This is a genomic window from Nitrospira tepida (assembly GCF_947241125.1).
Classification (GTDB): domain Bacteria; phylum Nitrospirota; class Nitrospiria; order Nitrospirales; family Nitrospiraceae; genus Nitrospira_G; species Nitrospira_G tepida.
The window spans coordinates 1536485-1560393 of the sequence record NZ_OX365700.1 but is presented as its reverse complement, the minus strand read 5'-3'; the positions used below and the strand labels follow the sequence as shown (position 1 = coordinate 1560393).

Genomic DNA, 23909 nt, shown 5'->3' with positions numbered 1-23909 from the left:
GGTCCTCGTCACTCGTCATGGGTCAGTCGTCAACGTGGCGGAGCGGCGATTCCCTTCGTCGCAATGCGATTGACGGATGACGATTGACGCAGCATCCCGCCGGGAACGTTATGGCGCACTACGACATGCTGGTGATCGGCAGCGGGCCGGCCGGGCAAAAGGCCGCGATCCAAGCCGCCAAGCTCGGGAAAAAAGTCGGCCTTATCGACCGACGCGAGGTCGTGGGAGGGGTCTGCCTCAACACCGGCACGATTCCGAGCAAATCCCTTCGCGAAGCGGTGCTGTTCCTATCCGGCTTCCACCAGCGCGGGCTCTATGGGCAGAGTTATCGCGTCAAGCACGACATCACGATGGAGGACCTGACCTTCCGCGCCAACTACGTCATCAAGCGCGAGGTGGAGGTCATTCAGAATCAGATGGAGCGCAACCGCGTGGACATGATCTTCGGGACCGCGCGGTTCTTCGACGACCACTGCCTGCATATTCACCAGGCCGGCGGACCGCCGGGATCACCGGGTCCCGGCGATCCGCTCGAACACACAGCCGACTTCATCGTGATCGCGGTCGGAACCAAGCCGGCCCGACCGTCCCACATTCCCTTTGATGACCAGACCGTGATCGACACGGACGGCCTGCTGACGCTCAAGCGCCTCCCGAAATCGCTCACGATCATCGGCGGCGGCGTGATCGGCACCGAATACGCCTCGATCCTGGCGGCCATGGGCATTCACGTCGTGCTCATCGAGCGGCGGCCGCGGCTGCTGGAATTCGTGGACGCCGAGATTATCGAAGCCTTGCAGTACCACATGCGCAGCATCGGGGTCTGGCCGCGGCTGAACGAAGAAGTCGTGGCCATCGACAAACAAGACGACGAGCAAGTCATCGTGCGGCTCCGAAGCGGAAAGGAGATCCCGGCCTCCACCGTCATCTATTCCGTGGGCCGCATGGGGGCGACCGATGGACTGAATCTCCAGTCGGTGGGGATCACGCCGGACGACCGGGGCCGGATCAAGGTCAACAAGTACTTTCAAACCGAGGTGCCGCACATCTATGCGGTCGGCGACATCATCGGGTTCCCGGCGCTGGCCTCGACCTCCATGCAACAGGGACGGCTGGCCTCCTGCCATGCGTTCGGATTGCCGAGTCAGGTGGAAACCACGTTGCTGCCTTACGGCATCTATTCCATCCCGGAAATTTCCATGGTCGGGAGGAATGAAGATGAGCTCACCCAGGCGGGCATTCCCTACGCCGTGGGGATCGCCCGCTATCGCGAGATCGCGCGGGGCCAATTGATCGGGGATGAAACCGGCATGCTGAAACTGCTCTTTCACCCCAAGACCCGAGACCTGCTGGGGGTCCATGCGATCGGCGAAGGGGCCACGGAATTGATCCACATCGGCCAGGCGGTCATGGCGCTCAAGGGCACGATCGAGTACTTCGTCGATACGGTCTTCAACTATCCGACCCTGGCCGAATGTTACCGCGTGGCCGCGCTGGACGGCATGAACCGGCTTCCACGCCCCTGGGCGCCGCGAGTCTAAAACCGTCAAACGTCATTCGTTAAGCGGGAGTCATTCATGTCGTTTTCAGCTCACTTGCGCAAACTGGCCGAGCCCATCTGGAAAGCGCAACTCCGCCATCCGTTCGTTGTCGCGTTGGGGAACGGCACGTTGCCCGAGCGGAAGTTCCGCTACTACATCCTGCAGGACGCTCGGTTTCTCAGCGACCTCGCCCGCGTCTTTGCGGCCGGCGCGCAACGGGCTCCCGATTCGGAATCAGCTCTGCGCTTCACCAAGCTGTCGGAAGAGACGATCGTCGTGGAACGGAGCCTTCATGAAAGTTACGGTAAACAGTGGAAGATGACGGCTACGCAAATGACCTCCGTGCCGATGGCACCGACCAATTACGCCTATACCCGCCACATGCTTGCGGTGGCGGCAGCCGGCTCCGCCTGCGAGATCGCGGTCGTCGCTCTCCCCTGCGCCTGGATCTATTGCGTGGTCGGCCAGCACCTGCTCAAACAGGGCCCGCCCAAGAAGAGCCATCCCTATCGCAACTGGCTGATGCTCTATGCCTCGCCCGAATTTGCGGAGGTGCAACGCTGGATGCGGGCCAAGGTGGACCAATGGGCCAAGACAGCCGGACGCGAAGAACGTCGCCGCATGGAGGAAGCTTTCGTGATCAGCTCGCGCTATGAGTGGATGTTTTGGGAGATGGCATGGACGGAGGAGGAATGGCCGGTCTGAGGAGTGGAACGGGTAAGGGCAGGATCGTCTCGCGCGCTCGCAGAGGCCGCAGGATGACGGGACATGGAAGGACACCTCCTAGAGTGGCGACGCAACGGACGCGTCGCGAGCCTTCTGTCCCAACCTTAGCGTAACAAGGGCCAGGGAGGTAGAGTCGACCTATCGACCAGCGCATGCGAAGGCTAATCACCACCTCACTCCTGACCTGCCTGCTGCTTTTTGCTTCGCTTGAGGGCATGTCGTACCTCGCGCTTTATGTGCTCTCGACCTTTGGTATCTCCTATGCTCCCCTGAGCGCCTCATTGTCCGACGAACAGCGGACACGCCTTCGCCTCCGCCTCGACGAATACCGAACGGCCGGTACGTTCGGCAGTCATCATCCAACCTTGGGATGGACTGTGCCAAAGGCCAACACAACGCAGGACTTTACGAGCAACAGTCAGGGAATCCGGGGCAAGAGGGAATACACTCTAGAGCCGGCGCCCGATATCCTTCGGATCTCCGCCTTCGGGGACTCGTTTACGTTCGGCAGCGAGGTCCTCGATCGCGATACCTGGGAGGAGCAGCTCGGCCGCAGTGATCCTCGACTGGAGGTGTTGAACTTCGCGGTTCCCGCCTATGGCCTCGATCAAGCCTACCTGCGCTATCACACCGAGGGAGCCCGCTTCGGCTCCGACATCGTGGTCATCGGGTTCATGTCGGAGAATATCCGCCGGAATGTGAACGTCTTCCGCCCGTTCTATCATCGCTTATATTGGTCCCACCTCTTCACGAAGCCGCGGTTTGTCGTGCGAGAGGCGGAACTGGTCCTGCTCCCGAACCCTCTTTCGACCGTGTCTTCATATGAGCGGCTACTGACTCATGATCGGGAGGTGCTTGCGGAGATCGGGCATGATGACTATTTCTACCGAACGCACTACCACCCCAGCCCTTTCGATTGGCTTCGCAGTGTGCGCCTGGCCCGCATGGCTTGGCATGCCGCAAGCACCCGATGGGATGGAATCTTCCGCGCCGACGGCATGTACAACGTCCATTCAGAGGCATTTGCGCTGACCGTGAAGATCTTCGACGCATTTTATCGTGAGGCCTTAACTCACCAATCGCTCCCGGTGATCCTGATTTATCCTGACCTTGGCGATCTCGATCGATACCATCGTCAAGCGCCGCGCCGCTATGAACCGCTCCTCGATGTCTTCAAGGCCAAGGGGTATCGCCACATCGACGTCCTCGATGCCTTTATTCAGTACGACCGACGGGTCAAGACGGAAGACCTGACGGTCGGCACCTGGGGCCATCTCTCCCCGCTCGGCAACAAGATCGTCGCGGACGCTCTCCTGAAATCCCTACAGGAAGAAAGGCGGTTTACTCGGCCGCAGATTCGAGAACAGGCTCGGCGGGAGCTGACGCGGATTCAACAAGTGATGCAGGCTCGCTCGTGAGCCACACCCGGCCCATTGCAGGCCACCGCCTGTCTCGCCGTTGCTGCTGACCGTGAACCAAACTTGCATTGCTCGCTTGTTCACTGAAGCGTTCGCCCACCAGCCTCTGCCGCGCGTTTAGGAGGAGTGTGTTTCCACCGCCCACCCCTTGTCCTGCCGGCGGCCGAGTATGGTAACCTCAAACCGCCGATATCGACTTCGGGAACGTAGCCGAGTCGTTCGTTCTTCCTTGAGCCATGACGACCTCATCGCCCTCGTCTTCGACCACTTCCGCTGATGCGGCGCCACCGTCAGGCCTACCGTCGGTGCGCGAGCAAGTGCTTGCGTTCTTCGGGCCGCAGAGCGAAGAAAACGAGGCCAAGCGGGCGTTGGCCGATCACCTTCAGGCATTCGTCACCGCCCCCTCGCTGGCCGAGCGATTGGATGCCTGGCTCCGCCTGATTCACTGGACTCGCCTGGGTACTAGTTCGAGCATCCGCCTCCTCGGCATCCGCATGAAGTGGCGGGAGGCCTACCTCTATTGGGAGTTGCTGCTCGACGTGCTGGAACGGGTCCCGGAAGTCCGCGCTCGCGTCCAGGACGCGATCGATAACATCCTCCAGGAAACGAATGCGGTCACCCTGTTCGGCGAGTCTGGCCTGCCCTGCGACCGGGGCTTCGTGGTCGAATTCGCCGACCGGGTGGTGCGGAAGATCCTCCCGACGCTTCGCAACGACCGGGACCTCTCGCATCTCCTCCAGCGCCAGTATCGCCACCCGGTCGAAGTCCAGTGGTTCTCGGACATTCCGCCCCCGCTGTTCGCCCGCATCGTTCGCGCCTTGACGCCCCGGTCCACGCCGGAGCAGGTGAAGGCGCTTCGCAAGGCCTTTGCCGACGGGTTTCGCCTGTTGGCCATCCGGGTGCAAGGCCAAGGCCTCTCGGAAAAATTGCGCGCTCGAAGCCATCGTCCGGACGAGGTCACGCTCTCTCCCTTCTACCGGCTGGCGCAGCTCAGCGAACAGCTTGTGACGGCATGGCAGCAGGGCGGCGAGCTTGAGGCCCTCGCGCTGGAATGGCGGCGCGAGCTGTCCGCTTGCCGGAACGAAATGCGATGGATTCAGCGCCACTTGGAAACCACCGGCGTCAGCGTCGATATCGTGTATGGGCTGGACGTGCTGCAATACTGCCTGCGCCGCATGGACAACATGCTGGACATCATCACCGCCCGTGATGACAACCAATACGCCATGACCCTTCACACCTTTCTCACCGATCTGATCCAGGCCAGCCTGCAGGATTGCAGCGCCTCCTACCTCGCGAAGGCCAGCACCAGGCTGTTGCATAAAAAGATCGTGGATCGGTCCGGCCAGACTGGCGAGCACTACATCGCGCAGGACCGCGAGGAGTATCGGCATATCTGGGTGGCCGCGGCCGGCGGAGGTATCCTGACTTCGTTCACCGCGGCCTTCAAGATGCTGATCTTTGGATTGGCGCTGGCTCCGTTTCTGGAAGGGTTTGCCTACGGGCTGAATTACGCCGTCAGTTTCATGCTCATGCAAACCTTCGGCTTGATGTTGGCCACGAAACAGCCGGCGATGACGGCGGCGACCCTGGCCACGATCATGCGCGATCAGCGAGGATCGGCCCGGCTGGACCGCATCGTGGACTTCATGACCAAGATCTCGCATTCCCAAATTGCCGCCGCCGTCAGCAACGTCGTGGTCGTGTCGCTGGCGGCTTATGCGCTGGTCGGCTGTTGGCGCGTGATTGTCGGCCGGCCGCTGCTGGACTTCGACGCGGCCGAGCACGTGTACCACACGCTCAGCCCGCTCGACAGCGGCACGGTGATGTTTGCCGCCCTGACCGGCGTGATCCTGTGGCTGTCCAGCCTCGCCGGCGGATGGATTGAAAACTGGGCCGTGTATCACCGGCTGCCGCAAGCCTTGGCGGAACATCGATGGGGCAGCCGCCTCGGCGCCGTGCGCCTCCAGCGGCTGGCCGACCACATTGCCCACAACATCGGCGGCTGGGGCACCAACATTTCCCTCGGGATGATGCTGGGGATGACGCCCGCCCTCGGCGCCTTTTTCGGCCTGCCGCTCGACGTCCGACACGTCACGCTGTCCACCGGCACCTTGGCGCTCGCCAGCGCCTCCCTCGACGTGGAGTGGTATCGCGAAGGGTGGTTTCTCAAGGCTATGGCTGGCGTGGCGACGATGTTCGTGTTGAACCTCGGCGTGAGCTTTCTGCTGTCGTTGATGACCGCGCTGCGGGCTTACGAGGTTCAACGTTCGGAGATCATCGAGTTGGGCCGCCGCCTCCTGCGGCGCCTCGTGAACCAACCGCGCGACTTTATTCTCCCGCCGCGCGAGACATTGCCGGCCCCCGACGCGCAAGCTACCCCCTGACCCGTCGCGTCAAAGGTGAGACGTCAGACGCGAGAGGAACAACGCAAGCTCTGTGGGTATCTGCGCGGTCTTTCCTCTTACGTCTCACGTTTCACGCCTCACGTCTTGCGAGCGACCAATGACGATTGACGCTTAACGTTTCACGATTCCCCGACCCCATGCCCTACGAAACCGTCTTCGAGATTTCGTGGCAGACGTTTCCCTGGCCGGTCCTGATCGTGGGGGCCACCGGGTTCGTCCTGGGCGCGGTCGTCCTCGCGCTTCGCTTCTGCCGCAGCTCCCGTTCCTGGCGAGTCGTCGGCATCGCCTTGATGATCATGGGCCTCTTCTGGTGTCTCAAGCAGGTGCTGGACCATTACCGATTGACCCAGGCCCTGGCGAGGCAACAGACACAGGTCGTGGAGGGCCATGTCTCCAACTATGAGTTTCGGATGCACGACGGGCACGGCTTCGAGTCCTTCTTCGTTAACGGCGCGGGCTTCCATTACTCCGACTTCGTGCCGTCCGGCGGCTACCATCAACCGGCCAGCCAAGGGGGCGTGATCCGCGAAGGGCTGTTGGTCCGCCTGCATTATCTGGGCAACACGATTCTGCGGGTCGAGATCGCGCGAGAACCGTGATGGCCTCCGCTGGACAGCGCGATATCGCTGAGTATAATGTGCCCTGATACTCGTTCGGAACTTCAGATTCTGCGTATCCGGAAGGTCGAGCATCGCATGGCCTGCTCTGCATAATCCGACCGCGCAACCGTCTGTTTCGATCACCAAGGACTACAGCCCATGAACGTGTTGAAACAGGTCTTGACCATCGCCGGGTCCGATTCGGGAGGCGGCGCCGGCATCCAAGGCGACATCAAGGCCATGTCCGCCAACGGCGTGTTCGCCCTGTCCGTGATCACGGCCGTCACGGCCCAGAACACGGAGGAAGTCACGGACGTGTTCGAGTTGCCCGTCTCGATCATCGCCGCGCAGTTGGATGCCGTGTTCGACGACTTTGAGATCGCGGCCGTGAAGACCGGCATGTTGTCCTCCGCGGCCGTCATTTCCACGGTGGTCCGCCTGCTCAAGCCGCAGCAAGTCGGGCAGCTCGTCGTGGACCCGGTCATGATCTCCAAGAGCGGCCAGGCTCTGTTGAAGCCCGAGGCCGTGGAGGCCCTGACCAAAGATCTCTTTCCGTTGGCGCTGCTCGTGACGCCCAACGTTCACGAGGCGCAACAGTTGTCGGGCATCGAGATCAAAACCCTGGCCGACGCCAGGCGTGCGGCCAAGGTCATTGCCCAATTCGGCTGCCACCACGTCCTTATCAAGGGCGGTCATCTGATCGCAGAACGGGGCACGGACCTCTTGTACGACGGCCGGTTCTTCCAGATCTACAAGGGCGAGTTCATCGACACGACCCATACGCACGGCACCGGCTGCACCTTTGCCTCGGCGATCACCGCGCAACTGGCAAGGGGGAAATCCGTGCCGGACGCGGTCCAAGCCGCGAAGACCTACGTCACGGAGGCCATCAGACACAGTCTGGCCATCGGTCACGGCAAGGGGCCGACCAACCACTTCTACTTTCTTCAGGGGAACGGCGCTCAATGAAGGGGGCGCTGGGGCCATTGGCCTTTCTGCTCACCGGATTGGCCTGGCTGGTGCTGTCCGCGCTGCTCGGGTTCGCGCTCTATATCGGACTGGTCCGCGGCACCTCCCTGCCGGCCTCGCTCCGTCTCATCCACGTCCACGCCGCGCTGGTCGGCGGCCTGCTCCAGATGTTGATCGGCGCGCTGCTCCATTGGCTGCCGCCGACCTTGCCGTCCGGCCGGCAGCGCCCTGCCGCCCGTCCGGGACTTTATGTTTTCCTCAATGGGGGAACCCTGGGCATGCTGATCGGCTTTGGATTATCCCACAGGGTCGCTGTCGGAATCGCAGGCCTGTTCGCCTTGATCCCGGTGCTGACTCTTCTGAGCGACGCCCTGCGTCTGGCCAAGAACCATCACGGCCTGTTCCCCTCGCCGTCGCTCTACTACGGCTCCTCGCTGGCAGGCCTGCTCCTCGGCAGCGGCGGGGGAGCGGCCATTTGCTTTGGCCTGATCCCGGCCGCCTTTGTCGCTCGGGTACGGTTCGCCCATATTCAACTGACCCTGTCCTTGTTTGTCGTGGTCACCCTGGTCGGCCTGACTCTGCACCTGGCGCCGCTTCTAACAACAAAGAGTGCGGGGCACGACCGGCTCTCGCGCCTCTGCTCGGCCTTGTTCCTTGGAGGCATGGCCGTCCTCCTCGCCGGGTTCGGCCTGGCCCTGGTCCCGCTTCAGATAACAGCCGGGACCATTCTGCTGGCCGGCGCCCTGCTCTACCTCTGGTCGATGATCCGCTTCTGGAAGAGTGCGTCGGAGCCGCGCCATGCGGCAGCGGATCAACTGGTCTTGGCCTCTTGTTTTCTGCTGCTCGCGATCGCGGGCGGGCTTCTGGTCTCGCTCAATTCACTGGGAGAGCAGCCGGTGGCCCCCTTCGGCAGCCTGCACCTGATCGCCTACACGCACCTGGCCTTCCTGGGTTTTTTCGCGCAGACCCTGTTTGCTGGTTCGATCGTTCTATTGCCGGAGATCCTGGCCTCCCGACGACTGGCCAGCGCCAAGAAGCGAGGGCCCTATCTGGCCAGCTTCACTCCCGTCACGGAACGATGGCACGCCCTGCAGGTTGCCACCCTCTGCCTTGGCACGCTCGGCCTGCTGTTGGTCGCATCCCTGACCTGGCGCTATTCGCTCGCAGAGGCTCCAATCCAACAGGCCATGTGGATCACGCTTGGCCTGCTGTTGATCAGCCTGACGATCCTGACGGTCAAGATCGGCCTGCTGCTGGGCCACCGGCCCCCTGAATAGGGAGCGACCGTCGTCCCATTCCATTCATGATCCGCCATCCTGCACCCAACCCATGAACGAAACATCGCACTTCTTCACGGACCAGGCCGGCCATAAGATTGCGGCCATCCTGACCGTTCCCTCCTCGCCGACGGATCGAGTGGCCCTGCTCTGCCACGGCTTCCTGTCCAGCAAGAACAGCTCGACGAACAAGGCGCTCACGAGGCTCCTGATTGAACGACACATCGCCACGTTCCGGTTCGACTTTTTCGGCCAAGGGGAGAGCGAAGGTCCGTTCGAGGACATCACCGTGGGCCTGGCCCTCGATCAAGCCAAGGCCGCCTTGGCCTGGGCGGCCGCACGAGGTTTTCGTCGCCTCGGGTTGGTCGGCTCCAGCTTCGGCGGGCTCATCGCGCTGCTGGCCGCTTCCGAGGCCGCCTCAAGTGAACCGGCATTACGCTGTCTCGCCTTGAAATGTCCGGTGCCGGACTTTCCGTCCATGTTGCAGTTGGAGTTCGGCTCAGACGGGTTGGACGAATGGCGGCGAAGCAACACGATGCCCGACGTGACCGGCGGTTCCGGCCGCATCAGGCTCCGGTATCGTTTTTACGAGGAGTGCCGGCTCTACGATGGATATTGCGCAGCCACAGGGATCGCCGTGCCCACCTTGATCGTCCACGGCGACCGCGATGAATTGGTGCCGGTGCAACAGAGCGAACGGCTGCTCGATTCGTTGTCAGGCCCCAAGCACCTGCTCGTGGTGCCGGGCGCCGACCATGGATTCACGGCCGGAGAACATTTCACCGCCATGACGCGCGCGATCGCCGAGTGGATGGTCAGGCATCTGTCCTAGCCATCAAGCTGCCATTCACCCGCCTCCGCAACCCCGCTGCCTTGAATGGTCCGACACGACGATGGGCGAGAGCTGCCTCAAGACGCGGCCGATTTGGCGCAGCGAAAGCCGGTGAAACTGTTTCGCGTGTTCGGCGACAGCTTGAACCGGCCATAGGTGAGGAGATATTTCGGCAAGTCGGACCAGGAACCGCCGCGCAGGACCTTGAATTGCCCCTGCTCGGGCCCCGCCGGGTTCCTCACCGGGCTCATTTCGTAATAATTCCCCAAATACCAATCGGAGACCCATTCCCAGACGTTTCCCGCCATGTCCAGCACGCCATAGGGACTCTTGCCCTTGGGGAACTGTCCGACGGGGAGCAAAACCTGGTCGTAACTGAAACGGGCGCCCAACGCAAAATTGGCCAGGTCCGAAGTCGGCTTCTGATTGCCCCAGGGGTAGCGGCGCTCATCCGTCCCTCTCGCGGCCTTCTCCCATTCGGCTTCCGTGGGCAGCCGAGCCCCTCTCCACGTGCAGTAGGCGGCGGCATCATCCCAGGTGACGCCCACGACCGGCCTGGTGCCGTGCCTCAAGAGGCTCACCGATTCCCAAAACGCCGGCGGTTGCCGTTGAGTCTCCGCGAGAAACCGCGCATAGGCTTCGGTCGTGACTTCGTGCAGGTCGATTAAAAACTCGTCAAGCCAAACTTCATGGCGGGGCCGCTCGTCCTCCAAGGCCTCCGCCCCGTCACGCCCCATCCAGAATGCGCCGGCCGGAACGGTGACCATCGGCTGATCCTGAACAGGCGCCGGCCCCGGCTCAGACCGGAACTTCCGCAGCCGATCGAGCTGCGCGTCGGCCGACGTAACCATAACCACAATGGCCAGCAACGCCGGCGCCGCAGTCCCTACCCCTACCAGCTTGGCACTGACCCGCTTAATAGACACGGCCGCCGACAATCCAATGCCGATCATCCACCACGTCAATCAGCAGCCTGGTCAGGTTCATCTGCGTGAGTTGGGCCGCCACCTCGTCCTCGGTGAACGCAGCCAGCAGCGAATGGTAGAAGTCCCGCTTCAGGATCGGCGCTTCATTCGCGGCATAGGTCTCGACGATCGCCTGGGCCGCTTCCGGTGATTCCGGCCGCAGCAGGTCCATCACCAAAACGGCGCCGCCCGGCTTCATCAGTCGCCGGACGGCATGCCAGAATTGAAGCGGATGGGGCAGATGGTGCAGCAAGCTGTTGGAGATGATCGCATCGGCCTGCTCAGCCGGACGAAACGACTGAATCCGTTCGCAGTGAAGCACGATCTGCCCGGACAATCCGGCAGCGGTGACCGCCTGTCGCGCCAGATCCAGCATGGGCGGCGACGCATCCACGGCAGTCACCCGGCAGCGGGGGTAGGCCCGTACAAACCTCGCCGGGATATCGGCCGGCCCGCACCCCAGATCAAACACCTGTCCTTCTTCGAAGTCCGGAAAATATTCGCCGAACCGATCCACGAACCCCTGATTCTCCGACTCGAAATTGGCGCGCGCATAGGCGGCCGCCTGTTCGGGATCGTCCATCAGTTCTGGTTCGAGCTGGCGTTCCATGACAATGAACCAGGTTGAGGTTGAGACTAAGGTTGAGGTCTCGTTTCAGGCTCCGGCTCAGTTTCACATTGAACCGTGGCCGAGCCCGAACCATTCCTCTCAACCTCAGCCTTGACCTTAGCCTGCGCCACAAGTTCTACCCGATCGCCCTGGCGAACCACCCCTTCCCGGAGCACCTTGGCATAGAGCCGGCTCCAGCCCGGATGGCGTTTGTGCGAGATTCGGCCGTAATCGCCGTCAAGGAACCAGCAGGCGTTGTAGCGGCAAGGCGTCGTGTAGCTCGTAAGTTCCAGTTCAACCGTCTCGCCGATTCGGAGACGATCCCCAGGCCTGACCATGCTCCAATCCAATCCGGCCAACGTGAGGTTCTCGCCGGAGGCGCCGGGGTAAATACTGTGGCCTTCCTGCCGCAGCGAGTCGAGCCGTTCGAGCGAAAACAGACACAGGGCGCGGTCCCTGCCTCCGTGCACAGAATGGTTCCGTTGCCGGTCGCCGCTGACTCCATCTGACGTGATCACCGCCTCCGCCACGGGCAGCTTGGGTACGCCGCCGTCGGAGATATTGATCTGATGAAGCCGTCCTTCTCCCAGCGCATCAGATCGGTCAATTTCCCGGTCCATCCCATATCCTGCCCGGATGTCTGACGAGGTCCCGACAGGTTTCATGGTCATCCATCACAGGATTCGGATGCGCGCAGCCGCAACGCGACCCAGCCGTCCTTCCGCTTGACCTCCGTCCCGTAGACTCCGCGCTCGGCATAGGCCAGGCGGATCTCTTCCTCCTGCTCGACCAGAATGCCGGAGAACAGCAGGGTCGCGCCCCGCTGCGCCAGCCTGGCCAGAAGCTCTGAGGTTTCGAGGAGTGTCCGGCAATCCAGATTCGCCAGGACGAGTTGCCAGGGCTCCGGGGTTTCCACAAGCTCCGCAGTAAGACGTCCCACGGTCAAGCGCAAGGTCTCCTCGTCAAACCCATTTTGAGCGGCATAACCCCTGGCGCACTCGATCGCTTCCGGGTCGCAATCCAAGCCGACCGCCCGCCCTGCTCCACAGCGAAGCGCCACCATCGCCAGAATCCCGCTTCCGGTTCCCACGTCCAGAATTGACATTCCGCCCACGACCAAGTCTTCGATCCATTCGATCAACAGGCTCGTCGTCGCATGGTGGCCGGTCCCAAAGGCTTGCTTGGGATCGATCACCAGCTCGATCGTGTCGGATCCTCCGTCCTCCGGCTCCCAACTCGGTCGGATAAGCACGCGCCGTCCGATCCGCAGCGGTGTGACTGATTGCGCCCAGAGCCGATTCCAATCCTGCGCCGGCTCTTCCCGGATCTCGATTGATGCACCCGCCGAGCCGTCCCCGAGTTGGAGCAGCACCGCCCGCAGGTGGGCGAGCCGTTCCCCACTCCACTCCCCGGCCGGCCAGTAAAAATGAACCGTTCCGTCTCCGTCCAGCCAGCCGCCGGTCACGGAAGGATCATTCAACAGGCCGAGCACCTCACCGGCATCGAGGCTGGTCCGCATCTGCACATCGATCCAATTGGATTCCACTCCCGTTCCCATTGACGCCCTCGGACGGAAATCAGTAAGGTCTGCCCACCGCATGAAGCCGCCTCAGCCTCATCAACCTCTCGCGCCCAAGGCCGCGTTCGGACGCGAACGGACCCTCCGGCGGCTGATCGCCGCGGCGGACCGGCGGATCGCAGACCATCATGCCCTGAGCCGCACGTTCACGACTGCCCGTCTCATCCTGTTCCTTGTCGGGATCGCGCTCTGCGTGACACTGTTCAAGCTCGGCTGGTACCTGGCCGGAAACACGGCGCTCGCTCTGTTGGTGCTCGGGTTCGCCGCCGTAGCGGCGTATCATAACAGGCTTGAACAGCGGATGCACCGGTGGCGCCTCTGGCGCACCGTCAAGCAGACACACCTCGCCCGCCTCCATCTGGATTGGCCGGCCATCCCACGGCGGGAGCATGAGCCCCCCGCCGACCATCCCTATGCGAAGGACCTGGATCTCCTGGGCCCGCATTCGCTGCTGCACCTGCTCGACACGACCGTGTCGTCCAACGGACGAGAGCGGCTCACGTCCTGGTTGCTGCATCCTCCGCAGGATCGGGCTCAATGGGCCGGCCGGCAACGCCTGGCCCGTGAACTCAGCCGCTTGACGCTGTGTCGTGATCGATTGGTGCTTGAAGGGTTATTGATCGGGGAACAGGAGATCGACGGGCGACGCCTCCAGGCCGTATTGTTGACTCCGGCCGGCTGGCCGACCCTGCCGCTGCTCTTGGCGATCCAGGCGGCGTTCTCTCTGGGCACGATCGGTCTGTTGGCAGCCTCCTTGGCCGGTTGGTTGCCCGGTTACTGGGTGCTGAGCTTTGCCCTTTATCTGTTCCTCTTTCTCATGGTCGAACGGAGCCAGCAGGCCTTTGAACATGCCCTCTCGCTTCAGGTGGAACTCGACAAGCTGGGCGCCGTATTGGCGTATCTCGAAGGCCGCGCGCGGGCCAAGCATGCGGCCCTGCGCGAACTCTGCGCGCCGCTCGTCCAGGCGGATCGCAGTCCCTCCCGGCACCTGCGTCAAGCGGCCCGCATCGTCGCGGGGCTTAGCGTGCGGTCCAATCCCTTGGCCCATATCCTGGTCAACCTGCCCGGTCCCTGGGATCTCTATTTTATCTGGCGCCTGCAACGGCTCCAGAGCCGGATTACAGATCATCTTCCCCAGTGGCTGGATATCCTGGCCGAGATCGAAGCCACCAGCGCCTGCGCCACCTTTGCCTATCTCCACCCGACCTACGCCTGGCCGGTCTTGAGCGACGCTCAGGAGACCGACGGCGCGATCCACGCCCGGTCGCTGGGCCATCCGCTTATTCCTTCGACGCAGCGGGTGAACAACGATGTCGGGTTGCAGGGGCAGGGTCGGCTGTGGCTCGTCACCGGATCGAACATGTCCGGCAAAAGTACGTTTCTCCGGACCATCGGGATCAACGTCTGTCTCGCGCAGGCCGGGGCACCCGTGTGCGCCGAGCGGTTCGAATGGAGCTGGGTGCGGCTGCGCTGTTGCATCCGCGTGGAGGATTCAATCGAACAGGGACTGTCGCACTTCTATGCGGAGGTCAAGCGGCTGAAGTTGATCCTGGAAGCGGCCCGCGATCGGTCCGGCGCTCCGGTCCTGTTTCTGATCGACGAGATCTTCCGGGGCACCAACAATCGGGAACGGCTCATCGGCAGCCAGGCCTACATTCAAGAGCTCGCGTCACACAACGGTTTTGGCTTGATCACCACGCACGACCTCGAACTTGCCGAGTTGGAAACGGCCGTTCCCACATTGAGCAACGTCCATTTCCAGGAAACGATCGAGAACGGAGCCCTGTCGTTTGACTATAGGCTCCGGCCTGGCCCTTGTCCGACCACCAACGCCTTGCGGATCATGGCGCTCGAAGGCCTGCCGGTGCCGACGGCCACGCCGCCGGCCGAATCTTGACAGACAGAAGCCCCTACGCCCCCAGGCCCCGTCGAGGCTTAGAAGCTGTTGGCGAAATATTCGTCGTTCGCCGTTTGCCCGAGAGGGATGGCCGGCCCGCTGCCGTCCGGCGCGATGCTGAACAGATCGCGGGGACTGTTGCTGAAAAAGTTGCCGGTCTTTTTCTCATAAACGGCGCGATCGCCTGCCGCCCCGGCAAAGGCCTCATTGTCGCCGCTGGTGGCCAAGGGCACGAGGCCGGTTCCGTCCACATTGACACTGTAGAGATCGGCCGGTCCGAGCGGTCCGCCGGTGTTGCGGTGGAACAGGACGCGGGTCCCGACCTGGCCGGCAAAGTCCTCATCCTCCGGGCCGGTCGCCAAAGGTGCCTCGATGCCGGACCCGTCCGCGTTGATGCTGAACAGATCGTCCTGCGCCCCGATCGTACGCCGGAAAATGACGCGGGAGCCCACCACTGCCGCCGCATGTTCCTCGCTCGTCGGAGTCGTGGCCAGAGGAGCCTCGCCCGTCCCATCCACATTGACGCTGTAGAGGTCGGTCTGGCCGCCCACGTTCCGGGAATAGATCACCCGCGTCCCGGCAATGGCTTCGACAAACTCATTGTCGGGATTCACGCTGAGCGGCCTCACATCCGATCCATCGAGGTTGACGCTGAAGATATCGAACTGCGAGGCCACCGACCGCATGAAGACGACTCGATTGCCGACCACCGCCCCCAGCACTTCGTTGTTGGGGCTGCCCCCCAACAAGGACGGCGTGCCGCTGCCGTCCGCATTGATCGCCACCAGGTTCGCCGGTGACATGACGTCGACTCGAGTCACAATGATCACCTGCGAGCCGGCGCTGCCGACCACGAATTCCTCGAACCCCGGGTCCGCCGCCAACGGCTTCGGATCGGACCCATCGAGGTTGACGCTGTATACATCCGTCTGTCCGCCGACGTTTCGTTCGTACAGGACCCGGTTGCCGATGATCCCACGGAAATATTCATCGTCGGCCGTATTGGCCAGAGGCGCCTGCCCGCTCCCATCCAGTCCGATGCTCAGGAGATCCCGCGGCATTCCCAGCCCCGGCGCCGTTTCCACGATCACGCGGGTGCCGCTCACGGCGGCGACGGCTTCGTCCGCCGGACCACTCAGCAGCGCGGCGCCTCCTGTTCCGTCCGTCCCCACGCTCCAGATATCCCGCTGTGAAAACGGATTGGCACGTTTGTGATACAGGATGCGCGCGCCAGCCAGTCGCGCAAACACCTCATCCTCCGGACCGGTCGCAAGCGGGACCAATCCGCTCCCATCGTTCTTGATCAGAAAGAGATCATCGTTGCCTCCGGTGTCGCGGCCGAACACCACGTTGACACCGCCCGCCGAGGGGGGCGGCGGCACCGTGCCCCCTCCGCCTGAAGCGGGCGCTCCCGAGTCGCCTCCGCCGCTGCATGCGACGATCCCGATCGCGATCGCGCCCAGAACGGCAAGGTGCAGGCTGCCTCGTGAGTTCTCCATCATGTTGTCCTCTCCTCAAGCAAGGGGTGAGTTGCCGTAGCAGGATCGACGGGCGCCGCAGCGGAAGCCGACGATGAAAAGCGTGGGCCACGGTAGCACAGCATCAAAAACACGTGAACCACCCTTTTGCATGATGGAACGCGCCTCTCTGTTCATTGCTGAGCCGAAGCGCTCATAGGACCGTTTGGACGGAGTCGATTGTTCTGATGATCCAAAGCTCTTTACTACTAGGGACAACACCAGTTGACCGAGGCTTCTACCAGGCTCACTGCGTGAGAGCGAAGTCGCGTTCCATTTGAACTTTCTTCGACAGTAGGACAAGATGCCCTCGTGGCCGGTCGATCAACCTCGTTAAGGAGGCTCTTTCGGTGAATCTTGCCGCCCGTGTCGTCATGGCTTTCCTTACGTTGCTCACCGGCTGCTCCACGGACCTTCCACCCCGCGCCTACTTTTACGAAGACCAGGGCGCGCGCTACTACGAGACCAAGTCCGGCAAGATTCTCCGCATCGAGCAGGACGGCACCGTCCTTGACGTCACCTGCGCGGAACCGGAATTGGCCCGGGGGCTCCCGCGCGAAGACGTGGTGCGGGTGCTCTGTCCGACCGGCAAAGTCACGAACCTCGGCAAGGCCAAGAAAGTCGGCGGCGACTGGGACCTGCGCGCCTATGACATCGAGCCGGAAAGCGGGACCTGCACACCCTTGTTTGCTCCGCTGTCCGATTCCTGGACCAGCGAGAAGCGCCACTCCTGCGCCAATCGGTTCTGGGAAGTCCCCGCCGCCGTCATCGTGTATCCGACGATCGCCGTGCTGGCGGTCGGCATCATCACGGCGCCGGTCTGGGTGCCGCTCTTGATCTTGTCGTCGAAATAGCGTTGAATCTGGCGGTGCGGCCCGTCAGAGCATGCAAGCCTCCCCTTCACATCCCCTCCGTGGTCTTCTGATCGCCCAATTCTTCGGGGCGTTCAACGACAACGCCTGGAAGTTGCTGGTGGCCTTGCTCGCGATTCGGCAGGTCACGGCAGCCGTCGGCCCAACGGGACCCGCCTTTGAAGCGGAGTCGCAGACACAGGCGACCCTCGCCTTTGTCGTCTTCACTCTCCCGCTCATGCTCTTTTCCATCGTTGCCGGGGTGTTGGCGGACCGAGTGAGCAAGCGAACCGTCCTCGTCTTCATGAAGGTAGCCGAAGTGGCGCTCATGGCGGCCGGTACGTTGGCGCTCTGGGTCAATCCGCTTGGCGGATGGCTGCTCCTGGTCGTGTTGGCGGGAATGGGCGTGCACAGCGCGCTGTTCAGCCCGGCCAAGTACGGCATTCTCCCCGAGTTACTCCCCTACGAAAAGCTATCTATCGGAAACGGATTGCTGAAGATGTGGACCTTCTTCGCCATTATCGCCGGCACGACTTCCGGTGGGATCTTGCTGGAATACTCTCATCAGGCCCCATGGCTGGCCGGCCTCGTACTCACGGTGTTCGCTGCTATCGGGCTTGTTGCTGCTTGGACCGTCCCACGTGTGCCGCCAGCGAGATTGGAAGGCGGTCTGTGGGCAACGCTGGCTGTCGCCAGGGAGGCAATACGCGCCGATCGTTTGCTGCGACTTGCCATCGGCATCAATATCCTCTTCTGGACCATCGCCAGTCTTTTCAGCCAGGACATGCTCATTTATGCCAAGAGCCGGCTGGCGCTGTCCGATGCGCTCTCGGGACTGCCTCTCGCGATCCTGGCCATCGGCATCGGCATCGGCTCGGTCCTGGCTGGCCGCCTGTCCGCTTCAAAAATCGAGATCGGCCTCATTCCGCCTGGCTCCATCGGCATGGTTGCAGGGCTGCTGGCGCTGGGCCTGATGCCGCCGAGTCTGACCGGCGCGCTTGTCGTGATGGCTGTGCTCGGCATCTCGAGCGGCTTCATCAATGTGCCGATCAATGCGCTCATTCAATGGCGAACCCCGGCGGATCGGCGCGGCGCCGTGATCGCGCTAGGCAATACCTTTATGTTCGGTGGCGTCCTGGCCGGGTCGTTGGGCGCCGGGCTCCTCGCCCAAATGGGGCTCTCGGCCAGTGATATCCTTCTTGCCTGCGCGGGCATCGCTCTGGCCGGGACTGGCGTGGTCTTCTGGCTCATGCCGGACAGTCTCATTCGATTCACAATTGCGTTGCTCCCCCGACTTCTATATCGGGTCACCGTGATCGGACGAAATGCTGTGCCGCGAGAAGGTGGGGCATTGCTCGTGCCGAATCACGTCTCCTTCATTGATGGCTTGCTGTTGATGGCAAGCCTGGACCGGCCGATCAGATTCGTGATGGACGCCCGATATACCGCTCATCCACTGGCCAGGCCGATCGCGCGGGCCTTGGGGGCGATTCCTATCGCTTCCGGCAGCGGACCCCGCGTCATCTTGCGCGCGCTAGGTGATGCAGGCAAAGCGCTCGACCGCGGCGAACTGGTCTGCATCTTCCCGGAAGGCCAGATCACGAGGACCGGCGGGCTGTTGCCGTTCCGCCGCGGCTTCGAGCGGATCGTGAAGGGTCGTTCCGTGCCGATCATCCCGGTCCATCTCGACCGGATTTGGGGCAGCATCTTCAGCTTCGTCGGCGGCCGATTTCTGACCAAGTGGCCGTCGCGCATTCCGTTTCCGATCACGATCTCGTTCGGGACGCCGCTGCCCTCCGATGCGCCGGTCCCGGAGGTGCGGCGCGCGGTACAGGAGCTTGGCGAGGCCGCCTGGCACCTTCGCAAGCAGGACCGCATCCCGCTGCACCGGGCGGCGATCCGCTCGATGCGCCGCCATCCGTTTCGCTTGGCCATGGCCGATGCCACGAAACCCTCCGTGCGCTGTTGGGAGGCGCTCACCGGCACGGTCGCGTTGGCCCGTCTGTTGCGGCCCCATTGGAAAGACCAACAGACGGTCGGGATCATGCTGCCGCCCAGCGTGGCCGGCGCGCTGGTGAACATCGCCGCCACGGTTGCTGGCCATCCGACCGTCAATCTGAATTACACGGTCGGCCGCGGCGGGCTGGAATCCGCGATTCAACAGGCCTCGCTGAGGACGGTCGTCACCAGCCGCCAGTTCGTCGAGAAGGCCAAGCTGGATCTCCCATCCAACGTCACCATGCTGTGGTTGGACGACCTGGCCAACGGCATCGGCGCGCCGCAACGGCTCCTCGCGATGGTCCTCGGCCTGTTCGCCCCGCTGCGTTGGCTTGAACGGGCCTGCGGCGCCACCAAGCCCACGACGATGGACGATATCGTCACGATCATCTTCAGCTCGGGCAGCACCGGCGAACCCAAGGGCGTCATGCTGTCCCACTTCAGCATCGACGCGAATATCGAGGCCGCCTTGCAGGTCTTTCACCTGGACGCCCGTGACCGGTTGCTCGGCATTCTCCCGTTCTTCCATTCCTTCGGCTATTTACTTGTCCTCTGGCTCTCCACGATCAACGGCAACATGGTGGCCTACCACCCGTCGCCGCTTGACGTCGTCGGGGTCGGAGAGGTCACCCACCGGTACCGGCTGACCATTTTCGTGGCCACGCCGACCTTCTTGCAGTTGTACCTGCGCCGCTGCACGCCCGAACAGTTCGGGTCGTTGCGCGTGGTCTTGACCGGCGCCGAAAAACTCACGGACCGATTGGCGCAATCCTTTGAGGACCGGTTTGGGATCAGGCCGTTGGAAGGCTACGGCACCACGGAATGTGCGCCGGTTGTCTCCGTCAACTGTCCGGATTTTCGCGCCGCCGGATTTTTTCAACCGGCCTCGCGCCGCGGCTCCGTCGGCCATCCCCTGCCCGGGGTCTCCCTCCGCATCGTGGATCCTGACTCGTACGAGCCGCTCCCGGCCGGGACGCCGGGCATGTTGCTGGTGAAGGGCCCGAACGTGATGAGCGGCTATCTCGGGAAACCGGACCTGACCGCTTCCGTCATGCGCGACGGCTGGTATGTCACCGGAGACATCGCCTATGTGGACGAGGACGGGTTTTTGTTCATCACGGACCGCCTCTCCCGCTTCTCCAAGATCGGAGGCGAAATGGTCCCCCACGGCCGCGTCGAAGACGCGCTGCATGAAGCGGCCGGTTCCGAGACGATGACCTTCGCCGTCACCGGGGTGCCGGACGAGAAGAAGGGCGAGCAGCTCGCGGTGCTGCACACGCTGGATGACAAGCAGATCCCGTTGCTGCTGGAGAAGCTGGCCGAGAGCGGGCTCTGCAATTTGTTCATCCCCCGCAGGGACGCCTTCGTCAAAGTGGAGAAGCTTCCCATTCTGGGGACGGGCAAGCTGGACCTGCGTGAATTGAAGCGCATGGCCACGGAGCGGCTGCGAGGGGGGAATTAGTGCTGAGTGCTGCGACGTTTTGAGAGCCGGCGACCCTGTTGTTCACAAATGTCGGTTGACGTCTGGACGGTTGACGCATGATAGCAGTCCCATGACAACCGGCCGATCACTGATCGACTGCCACGTGCACCTCGCGGCCCTGCCGGCCGGTGACAACGGCTGCTTCATCTCCAAGCGGATGCTGGCGAGCCCCCTCTTTCGTTTTCTGCTCTGGAAGCATGACCTGCCGCTGGCCCGGCCTCAGGAAGCCAACCAAAAATATGTCGAGGACCTCCGGAGGGAACTACAGGCTTCGCAATTCGTCAAGCAGGCCGTGCTGCTGGCTATGGACGGGGTCTACGGCTCCTTCGGCCAACTCGACCAGACGCACACGGAGTTTCTGATCAGCAACCGCTACGTGCTCGACATCGCGCGGCAGCACCCGGACCTGTTCCTCCCCGGCGTCTCCATCAACCCTCAGCGGCAGGATGCGGTCGAGGAAGTCCATCGCTGCGCCGGGGCCGGGGCCGTGCTGGTCAAGGTCCTGCCGAACGCCCAACAGTTCGATCCGGCCAATCCGCGATACAGGCCGTTCTACCGGGCGCTGGCTGAACGCAGGCTACCGCTGCTAAGCCACGTGGGCTATGAGTTCAGCCTGATCGGCAAGGATCAGTCGGTCGGCGATCCGGCGCGGCTGCGAGTGCCCCTGGATGAAGGCGTCACCGTCATCGCCGCGCATGCTTGCAGTTACGGTCTCATGCTCTATGAAAAGTTTCTGCCGACTTTTCAGGAATTGGCCGCCGGCTATCCGAACTTCTATGCCGACATCTCCGCGCTGACTTTGCCCAACCGCATGAAAATGCTCCTGCACCTCCGCCGCCACCCGGAACTGCACGACCGGCTGTTATTCGGCACCGACTACCCGCTCTCGGTCCTGCACCTCGCCGCCTGGGGTCGTGTCGGGGTCGGAACATTGCGCCGGCTCTTCGCCACCAAGAATCGGTTCGACCGGCAGTATCTTGTCTGCCACGAATTAGGGCTGCGATTCGGCTCGCTCGGCGACATCCTGAGTGTTCCCCGTTGACGGCTCCAGCGGACCGGCTGAGCCGTTACGACTTGAGACCAGATGGACCGTGATCAGATCCTGACATCCCTGCGTGAACGGATCGTCGCCTTCGCGACATCACGAATAGCGAGGGATCTGGCCGAGGACCTCGCGCAGGAGGTGCTGGTGGTGCTTCACGAGAAGTATCCCCAGGTCACGGCCGTGACGGAGTTGGTTCCGTTGGCCTTTCAGATCCTGAGGTACAAGATGGCGGATGCCGCTCGCAAATCGGCGCGGCGCGGAGAAGCTCATCAGACGGCCCTCGATGACCTGCCGCTTGCCGATCCGGGCAACGATCCGGCCCGCGAGCTTGAGCGGAAACAGCAGGTGGAGCGCCTGGTCAAGGCCATAGCCCAACTGGGCGAACGCTGCCGGGAGCTGTTTCAATGGAAGTTGGAGGGCAAGACCTTTCCGGAGATCCAGCAGTTGATGGGACAGGCCTCCATCAACACGATCTATACCTGGGACCATCGCTGCCGGAAGCAGCTCTTGGAGTTGATGGGAGGCGGATGGGAGTGAGAGATGTGCTGAGTGCTGAGTGCTGGGCGATTCACGAGAGGCGTTTCACGATTGACGCGTTGATTTGATATGGCTGAATCGGATCTGGAGAAATTGCTCGGCGGATTCGCCGCCGATACGCTCACGCCGGAGGAGCGGCAACGACTGTTTACCGCCGCCCTCCGCGACCAACAGTTGTTCAACGCGCTGGCGGACGAGCAGGCGCTGAAAGAGCTGCTGGCTGATCCGGCCGTGCGCCGCAGGTTGCTGCAAGCCCTCGAGCAGAGCCAAGCAGGCGCCGTGGGTGGCGGCTCGTCCTGGCTGGAGTGGCTGCGGAGGCCGGCTGGCCTGGCCTGGGGCGGCGGGCTCGCGGCTGCCGCCCTCGCCGTCGTCCTTGGCACCAAAATCTACCAGGACAGCCTGCGCGAGGCAGCTCAATCGGTTCCATCCGAGACGCCGGAGCCGGCGGTCCGCTCGACTCCGGCACCTCCACCCCGATCTCCTCTCTCCGAGCCGGATCAAGAGCCTCAGGAAAGGGTGGAATCGGCGCCAATGGCGGGGATGGCCAAACGGGATGCGAGAAGCAACAAGAAAGCGGCAGCGGAGAAGCCCGTCGCGCCTCCTGCATCCGTGCAAGACAAAGCGGCCGTTCGCCAGGGAATTCCAAAGCGAACCGAACCGGCCGGCATGCAATCCGGCAAGCCCGTTGAACAGCAGGGGCCTCCGGTTGCCGCGGATGAGCACACACATTCCCTGGCTCCAGCGGCACCGATTCCTCGACCGATGCCGCAGACCGCCGAAGAGCCACCTGCTCTGCTTCTTGCTGAGGAAGTCGGCGCGCGCGCGCGCTTCTATGCCGTAGCGCCGATGCGAGGAGCGCGGCGGGCCCCGGCCAAGGAACAGCGGCGGTCAGCAACCGAGACCCAGTCTCTCGCTGACAGGCCGGCGCTGGAACCGAAACAGCAGGCGGACGCTGGGGCGGTAGCCGCACCAGCCACGAAGCCAGTTCACCTTCTTGGATTGCGTTACAGCTTCGTCGTCACCGGAAGCGACGGACGTAACCGGGAGGTGGATGCAGTCATGGCGGCAAACAGCGGTGGTCGCGCTCGCCTGACACTGGAAGCCAATCAGGACGGCTACCTGCAAGTCCTCGCGACCATCGGCTCGGAGGAGCCGCGGGTTCTCTTTCCGGCTGAACAGACCGCGCAGCCGTTCGCGCCCGTTACCGCCCGCAACCGCATCGAGGTGCCGCTTCCCTCCGCCGTCGAGGGAATAATGCCGGCCACGTTAACCGTGCGGCTGTCCCGAACGCCGTTCGATTCAGGCGACCAGCAGAAGCGCACCGCATCAGGTCGAACTTCCTCCGATCTCCTCGTGGAGTCCGTTTCGCCGGGCGGACCGGGCGGCCCGCAGGAACAGGCCGTCTATGCCGTGAGCCAGGATCTTTCCTCTGCATCTGACCTTTCGATCGAGATCCCTCTGAACGTTCGATAATGTGTTTCCGACAGTCATTCGTGGCAGGCAGGCATCGACCCGAAGAGATACAAGCCCGTATCTTCCTGGATACGACCACCACGCATCCAGCGTTTCAAAAGTTGGCATTTCAACGACTTCCATGTCGGCCTCTCGTTTGCACCTGGACGGTGTACTTCATTCAGACGGCCAGCTACACAACAAC

The 23909-nt window shown here is 62.8% G+C and carries 19 protein-coding genes; 14 read left to right on the top strand and 5 right to left on the bottom strand.

The features are described 5' to 3' along the window. The first annotated feature begins 110 nt into the window (after positions 1 to 110). The 8 genes from sthA (at position 111) to QWI75_RS07285 (ending at position 9770) form a co-directional block, all read left to right on the top strand. Entirely contained in the window at positions 111 to 1541 is a 1431-nt protein-coding gene (gene sthA, locus QWI75_RS07320; RefSeq protein ID WP_370693627.1) for a Si-specific NAD(P)(+) transhydrogenase, read from the top strand. Between the two features lie 36 nt (positions 1542 to 1577). Next, positions 1578 to 2246 (top strand): thiaminase II, encoded by a 669-nt coding sequence (tenA, locus tag QWI75_RS07315; RefSeq protein WP_289268045.1) that lies wholly within the window; start codon positions 1578 to 1580, stop codon positions 2244 to 2246. Between the two features lie 173 nt (positions 2247 to 2419). Further along, positions 2420 to 3685, top strand: coding sequence for an SGNH/GDSL hydrolase family protein (locus tag QWI75_RS07310; RefSeq protein ID WP_289268044.1), 1266 nt, complete (start codon positions 2420 to 2422; stop codon positions 3683 to 3685). 305 nt (positions 3686 to 3990) lie between these two features. After that, positions 3991 to 6072, top strand: a complete 2082-nt coding sequence (locus tag QWI75_RS07305) for a transporter-like protein (RefSeq protein WP_289268043.1) — start codon at positions 3991 to 3993, stop codon at positions 6070 to 6072. Positions 6073 to 6230: 158 nt separating this feature from the next. Further along, the gene (locus QWI75_RS07300) at positions 6231 to 6692 is read left to right on the top strand and encodes a hypothetical protein (RefSeq protein WP_289268042.1); all 462 of its coding nucleotides are present in this window, start codon (positions 6231 to 6233) and stop codon (positions 6690 to 6692) included. Positions 6693 to 6860: 168 nt separating this feature from the next. After that, positions 6861 to 7661, top strand: a complete 801-nt coding sequence (gene thiD / locus QWI75_RS07295; RefSeq protein ID WP_370693626.1) for a bifunctional hydroxymethylpyrimidine kinase/phosphomethylpyrimidine kinase — start codon at positions 6861 to 6863, stop codon at positions 7659 to 7661. Beyond that, entirely contained in the window at positions 7658 to 8938 is a 1281-nt protein-coding gene (locus tag QWI75_RS07290) for a hypothetical protein (protein WP_289268040.1), read from the top strand. The genes thiD and QWI75_RS07290 overlap by 4 nt, the downstream gene beginning before the upstream one ends. Positions 8939 to 8990: 52 nt before the next feature. Further along, complete coding sequence (locus QWI75_RS07285; protein ID WP_289268039.1) at positions 8991 to 9770, top strand: alpha/beta hydrolase; 780 nt, start codon at positions 8991 to 8993, stop codon at positions 9768 to 9770. A 77-nt stretch (positions 9771 to 9847) separates the two neighbouring features. Here QWI75_RS07285 and QWI75_RS07280 read toward each other — a convergent pair whose 3' ends face one another. From QWI75_RS07280 to QWI75_RS07265, 4 genes are read right to left on the bottom strand one after another with little or no spacing between them, the layout of a single operon-like run. Further along, positions 9848 to 10723: a formylglycine-generating enzyme family protein gene (locus QWI75_RS07280; RefSeq protein WP_289268038.1), complete on the bottom strand. Its 876-nt coding sequence runs from the start codon at positions 10721 to 10723 to the stop codon at positions 9848 to 9850. Continuing rightward, positions 10686 to 11345 carry a class I SAM-dependent methyltransferase gene (locus QWI75_RS07275; RefSeq protein WP_289268037.1) on the bottom strand — a complete coding sequence of 220 codons (660 nt, stop codon included), beginning with the start codon at positions 11343 to 11345 and terminating at the stop codon, positions 10686 to 10688. The genes QWI75_RS07280 and QWI75_RS07275 overlap by 38 nt, the downstream gene beginning before the upstream one ends. A gap of 26 nt (positions 11346 to 11371) precedes the next feature. Next, a complete protein-coding gene (locus QWI75_RS07270; RefSeq protein WP_289268036.1) occupies positions 11372 to 11965 on the bottom strand; it encodes an MOSC domain-containing protein in 594 nt (197 codons plus the stop codon). Between the two features lie 47 nt (positions 11966 to 12012). After that, a complete protein-coding gene (locus QWI75_RS07265) occupies positions 12013 to 12903 on the bottom strand; it encodes a 50S ribosomal protein L11 methyltransferase (protein ID WP_289268035.1) in 891 nt (296 codons plus the stop codon). A 40-nt stretch (positions 12904 to 12943) separates the two neighbouring features. Between QWI75_RS07265 and QWI75_RS07260 the strand changes: the two genes are divergently transcribed. After that, positions 12944 to 14821 carry a MutS family DNA mismatch repair protein gene (locus tag QWI75_RS07260; RefSeq protein ID WP_289268034.1) on the top strand — a complete coding sequence of 626 codons (1878 nt, stop codon included), beginning with the start codon at positions 12944 to 12946 and terminating at the stop codon, positions 14819 to 14821. A gap of 38 nt (positions 14822 to 14859) precedes the next feature. Here QWI75_RS07260 and QWI75_RS07255 read toward each other — a convergent pair whose 3' ends face one another. Next, positions 14860 to 16323, bottom strand: a complete 1464-nt coding sequence (locus QWI75_RS07255) for a TolB family protein (RefSeq protein ID WP_289268033.1) — start codon at positions 16321 to 16323, stop codon at positions 14860 to 14862. A gap of 365 nt (positions 16324 to 16688) precedes the next feature. Between QWI75_RS07255 and QWI75_RS07250 the strand changes: the two genes are divergently transcribed. The 5 genes from QWI75_RS07250 to QWI75_RS07230 all read left to right on the top strand — a co-directional run bounded on the left by QWI75_RS07250 (position 16689) and on the right by QWI75_RS07230 (position 23725). After that, the gene (locus tag QWI75_RS07250; RefSeq protein ID WP_289268032.1) at positions 16689 to 17192 is read left to right on the top strand and encodes a hypothetical protein; all 504 of its coding nucleotides are present in this window, start codon (positions 16689 to 16691) and stop codon (positions 17190 to 17192) included. A 31-nt stretch (positions 17193 to 17223) separates the two neighbouring features. Beyond that, complete coding sequence (locus QWI75_RS07245) at positions 17224 to 20649, top strand: acyl-[ACP]--phospholipid O-acyltransferase (protein ID WP_289268031.1); 3426 nt, start codon at positions 17224 to 17226, stop codon at positions 20647 to 20649. Between the two features lie 91 nt (positions 20650 to 20740). After that, positions 20741 to 21712, top strand: a complete 972-nt coding sequence (locus QWI75_RS07240) for an amidohydrolase family protein (RefSeq protein WP_289268030.1) — start codon at positions 20741 to 20743, stop codon at positions 21710 to 21712. Positions 21713 to 21754: 42 nt separating this feature from the next. Then, positions 21755 to 22252 carry an RNA polymerase sigma factor gene (locus tag QWI75_RS07235; protein WP_289268029.1) on the top strand — a complete coding sequence of 166 codons (498 nt, stop codon included), beginning with the start codon at positions 21755 to 21757 and terminating at the stop codon, positions 22250 to 22252. Between the two features lie 69 nt (positions 22253 to 22321). After that, complete coding sequence (locus tag QWI75_RS07230; protein WP_289268028.1) at positions 22322 to 23725, top strand: hypothetical protein; 1404 nt, start codon at positions 22322 to 22324, stop codon at positions 23723 to 23725. Positions 23726 to 23909: the final 184 nt, after the last annotated feature.

What these genes read in the sequence shown, in the direction of transcription:
- tenA (WP_289268045.1), top strand. Translation starts at nt 1,578, where the DNA reads ATGTCGTTTTCAGCTCACTTGCGCAAACTGGCCGAGCCCATCTGGAAA.
- QWI75_RS07255 (WP_289268033.1), bottom strand. Translation starts at nt 16,323, where the DNA reads ATGATGGAGAACTCACGAGGCAGCCTGCACCTTGCCGTTCTGGGCGCG.
- QWI75_RS07290 (WP_289268040.1), top strand. Translation starts at nt 7,658, where the DNA reads ATGAAGGGGGCGCTGGGGCCATTGGCCTTTCTGCTCACCGGATTGGCC.
- QWI75_RS07260 (WP_289268034.1), top strand. Translation starts at nt 12,944, where the DNA reads ATGAAGCCGCCTCAGCCTCATCAACCTCTCGCGCCCAAGGCCGCGTTC.
- QWI75_RS07285 (WP_289268039.1), top strand. Translation starts at nt 8,991, where the DNA reads ATGAACGAAACATCGCACTTCTTCACGGACCAGGCCGGCCATAAGATT.
- QWI75_RS07280 (WP_289268038.1), bottom strand. Translation starts at nt 10,723, where the DNA reads ATGATCGGCATTGGATTGTCGGCGGCCGTGTCTATTAAGCGGGTCAGT.
- sthA (WP_370693627.1), top strand. Translation starts at nt 111, where the DNA reads ATGGCGCACTACGACATGCTGGTGATCGGCAGCGGGCCGGCCGGGCAA.
- QWI75_RS07240 (WP_289268030.1), top strand. Translation starts at nt 20,741, where the DNA reads ATGACAACCGGCCGATCACTGATCGACTGCCACGTGCACCTCGCGGCC.
- QWI75_RS07275 (WP_289268037.1), bottom strand. Translation starts at nt 11,345, where the DNA reads ATGGAACGCCAGCTCGAACCAGAACTGATGGACGATCCCGAACAGGCG.
- QWI75_RS07230 (WP_289268028.1), top strand. Translation starts at nt 22,322, where the DNA reads ATGGCTGAATCGGATCTGGAGAAATTGCTCGGCGGATTCGCCGCCGAT.
- QWI75_RS07265 (WP_289268035.1), bottom strand. Translation starts at nt 12,903, where the DNA reads ATGGGAACGGGAGTGGAATCCAATTGGATCGATGTGCAGATGCGGACC.
- QWI75_RS07310 (WP_289268044.1), top strand. Translation starts at nt 2,420, where the DNA reads ATGCGAAGGCTAATCACCACCTCACTCCTGACCTGCCTGCTGCTTTTT.
- QWI75_RS07270 (WP_289268036.1), bottom strand. Translation starts at nt 11,965, where the DNA reads ATGGACCGGGAAATTGACCGATCTGATGCGCTGGGAGAAGGACGGCTT.
- QWI75_RS07235 (WP_289268029.1), top strand. Translation starts at nt 21,755, where the DNA reads ATGGACCGTGATCAGATCCTGACATCCCTGCGTGAACGGATCGTCGCC.
- QWI75_RS07300 (WP_289268042.1), top strand. Translation starts at nt 6,231, where the DNA reads ATGCCCTACGAAACCGTCTTCGAGATTTCGTGGCAGACGTTTCCCTGG.
- QWI75_RS07245 (WP_289268031.1), top strand. Translation starts at nt 17,224, where the DNA reads ATGCAAGCCTCCCCTTCACATCCCCTCCGTGGTCTTCTGATCGCCCAA.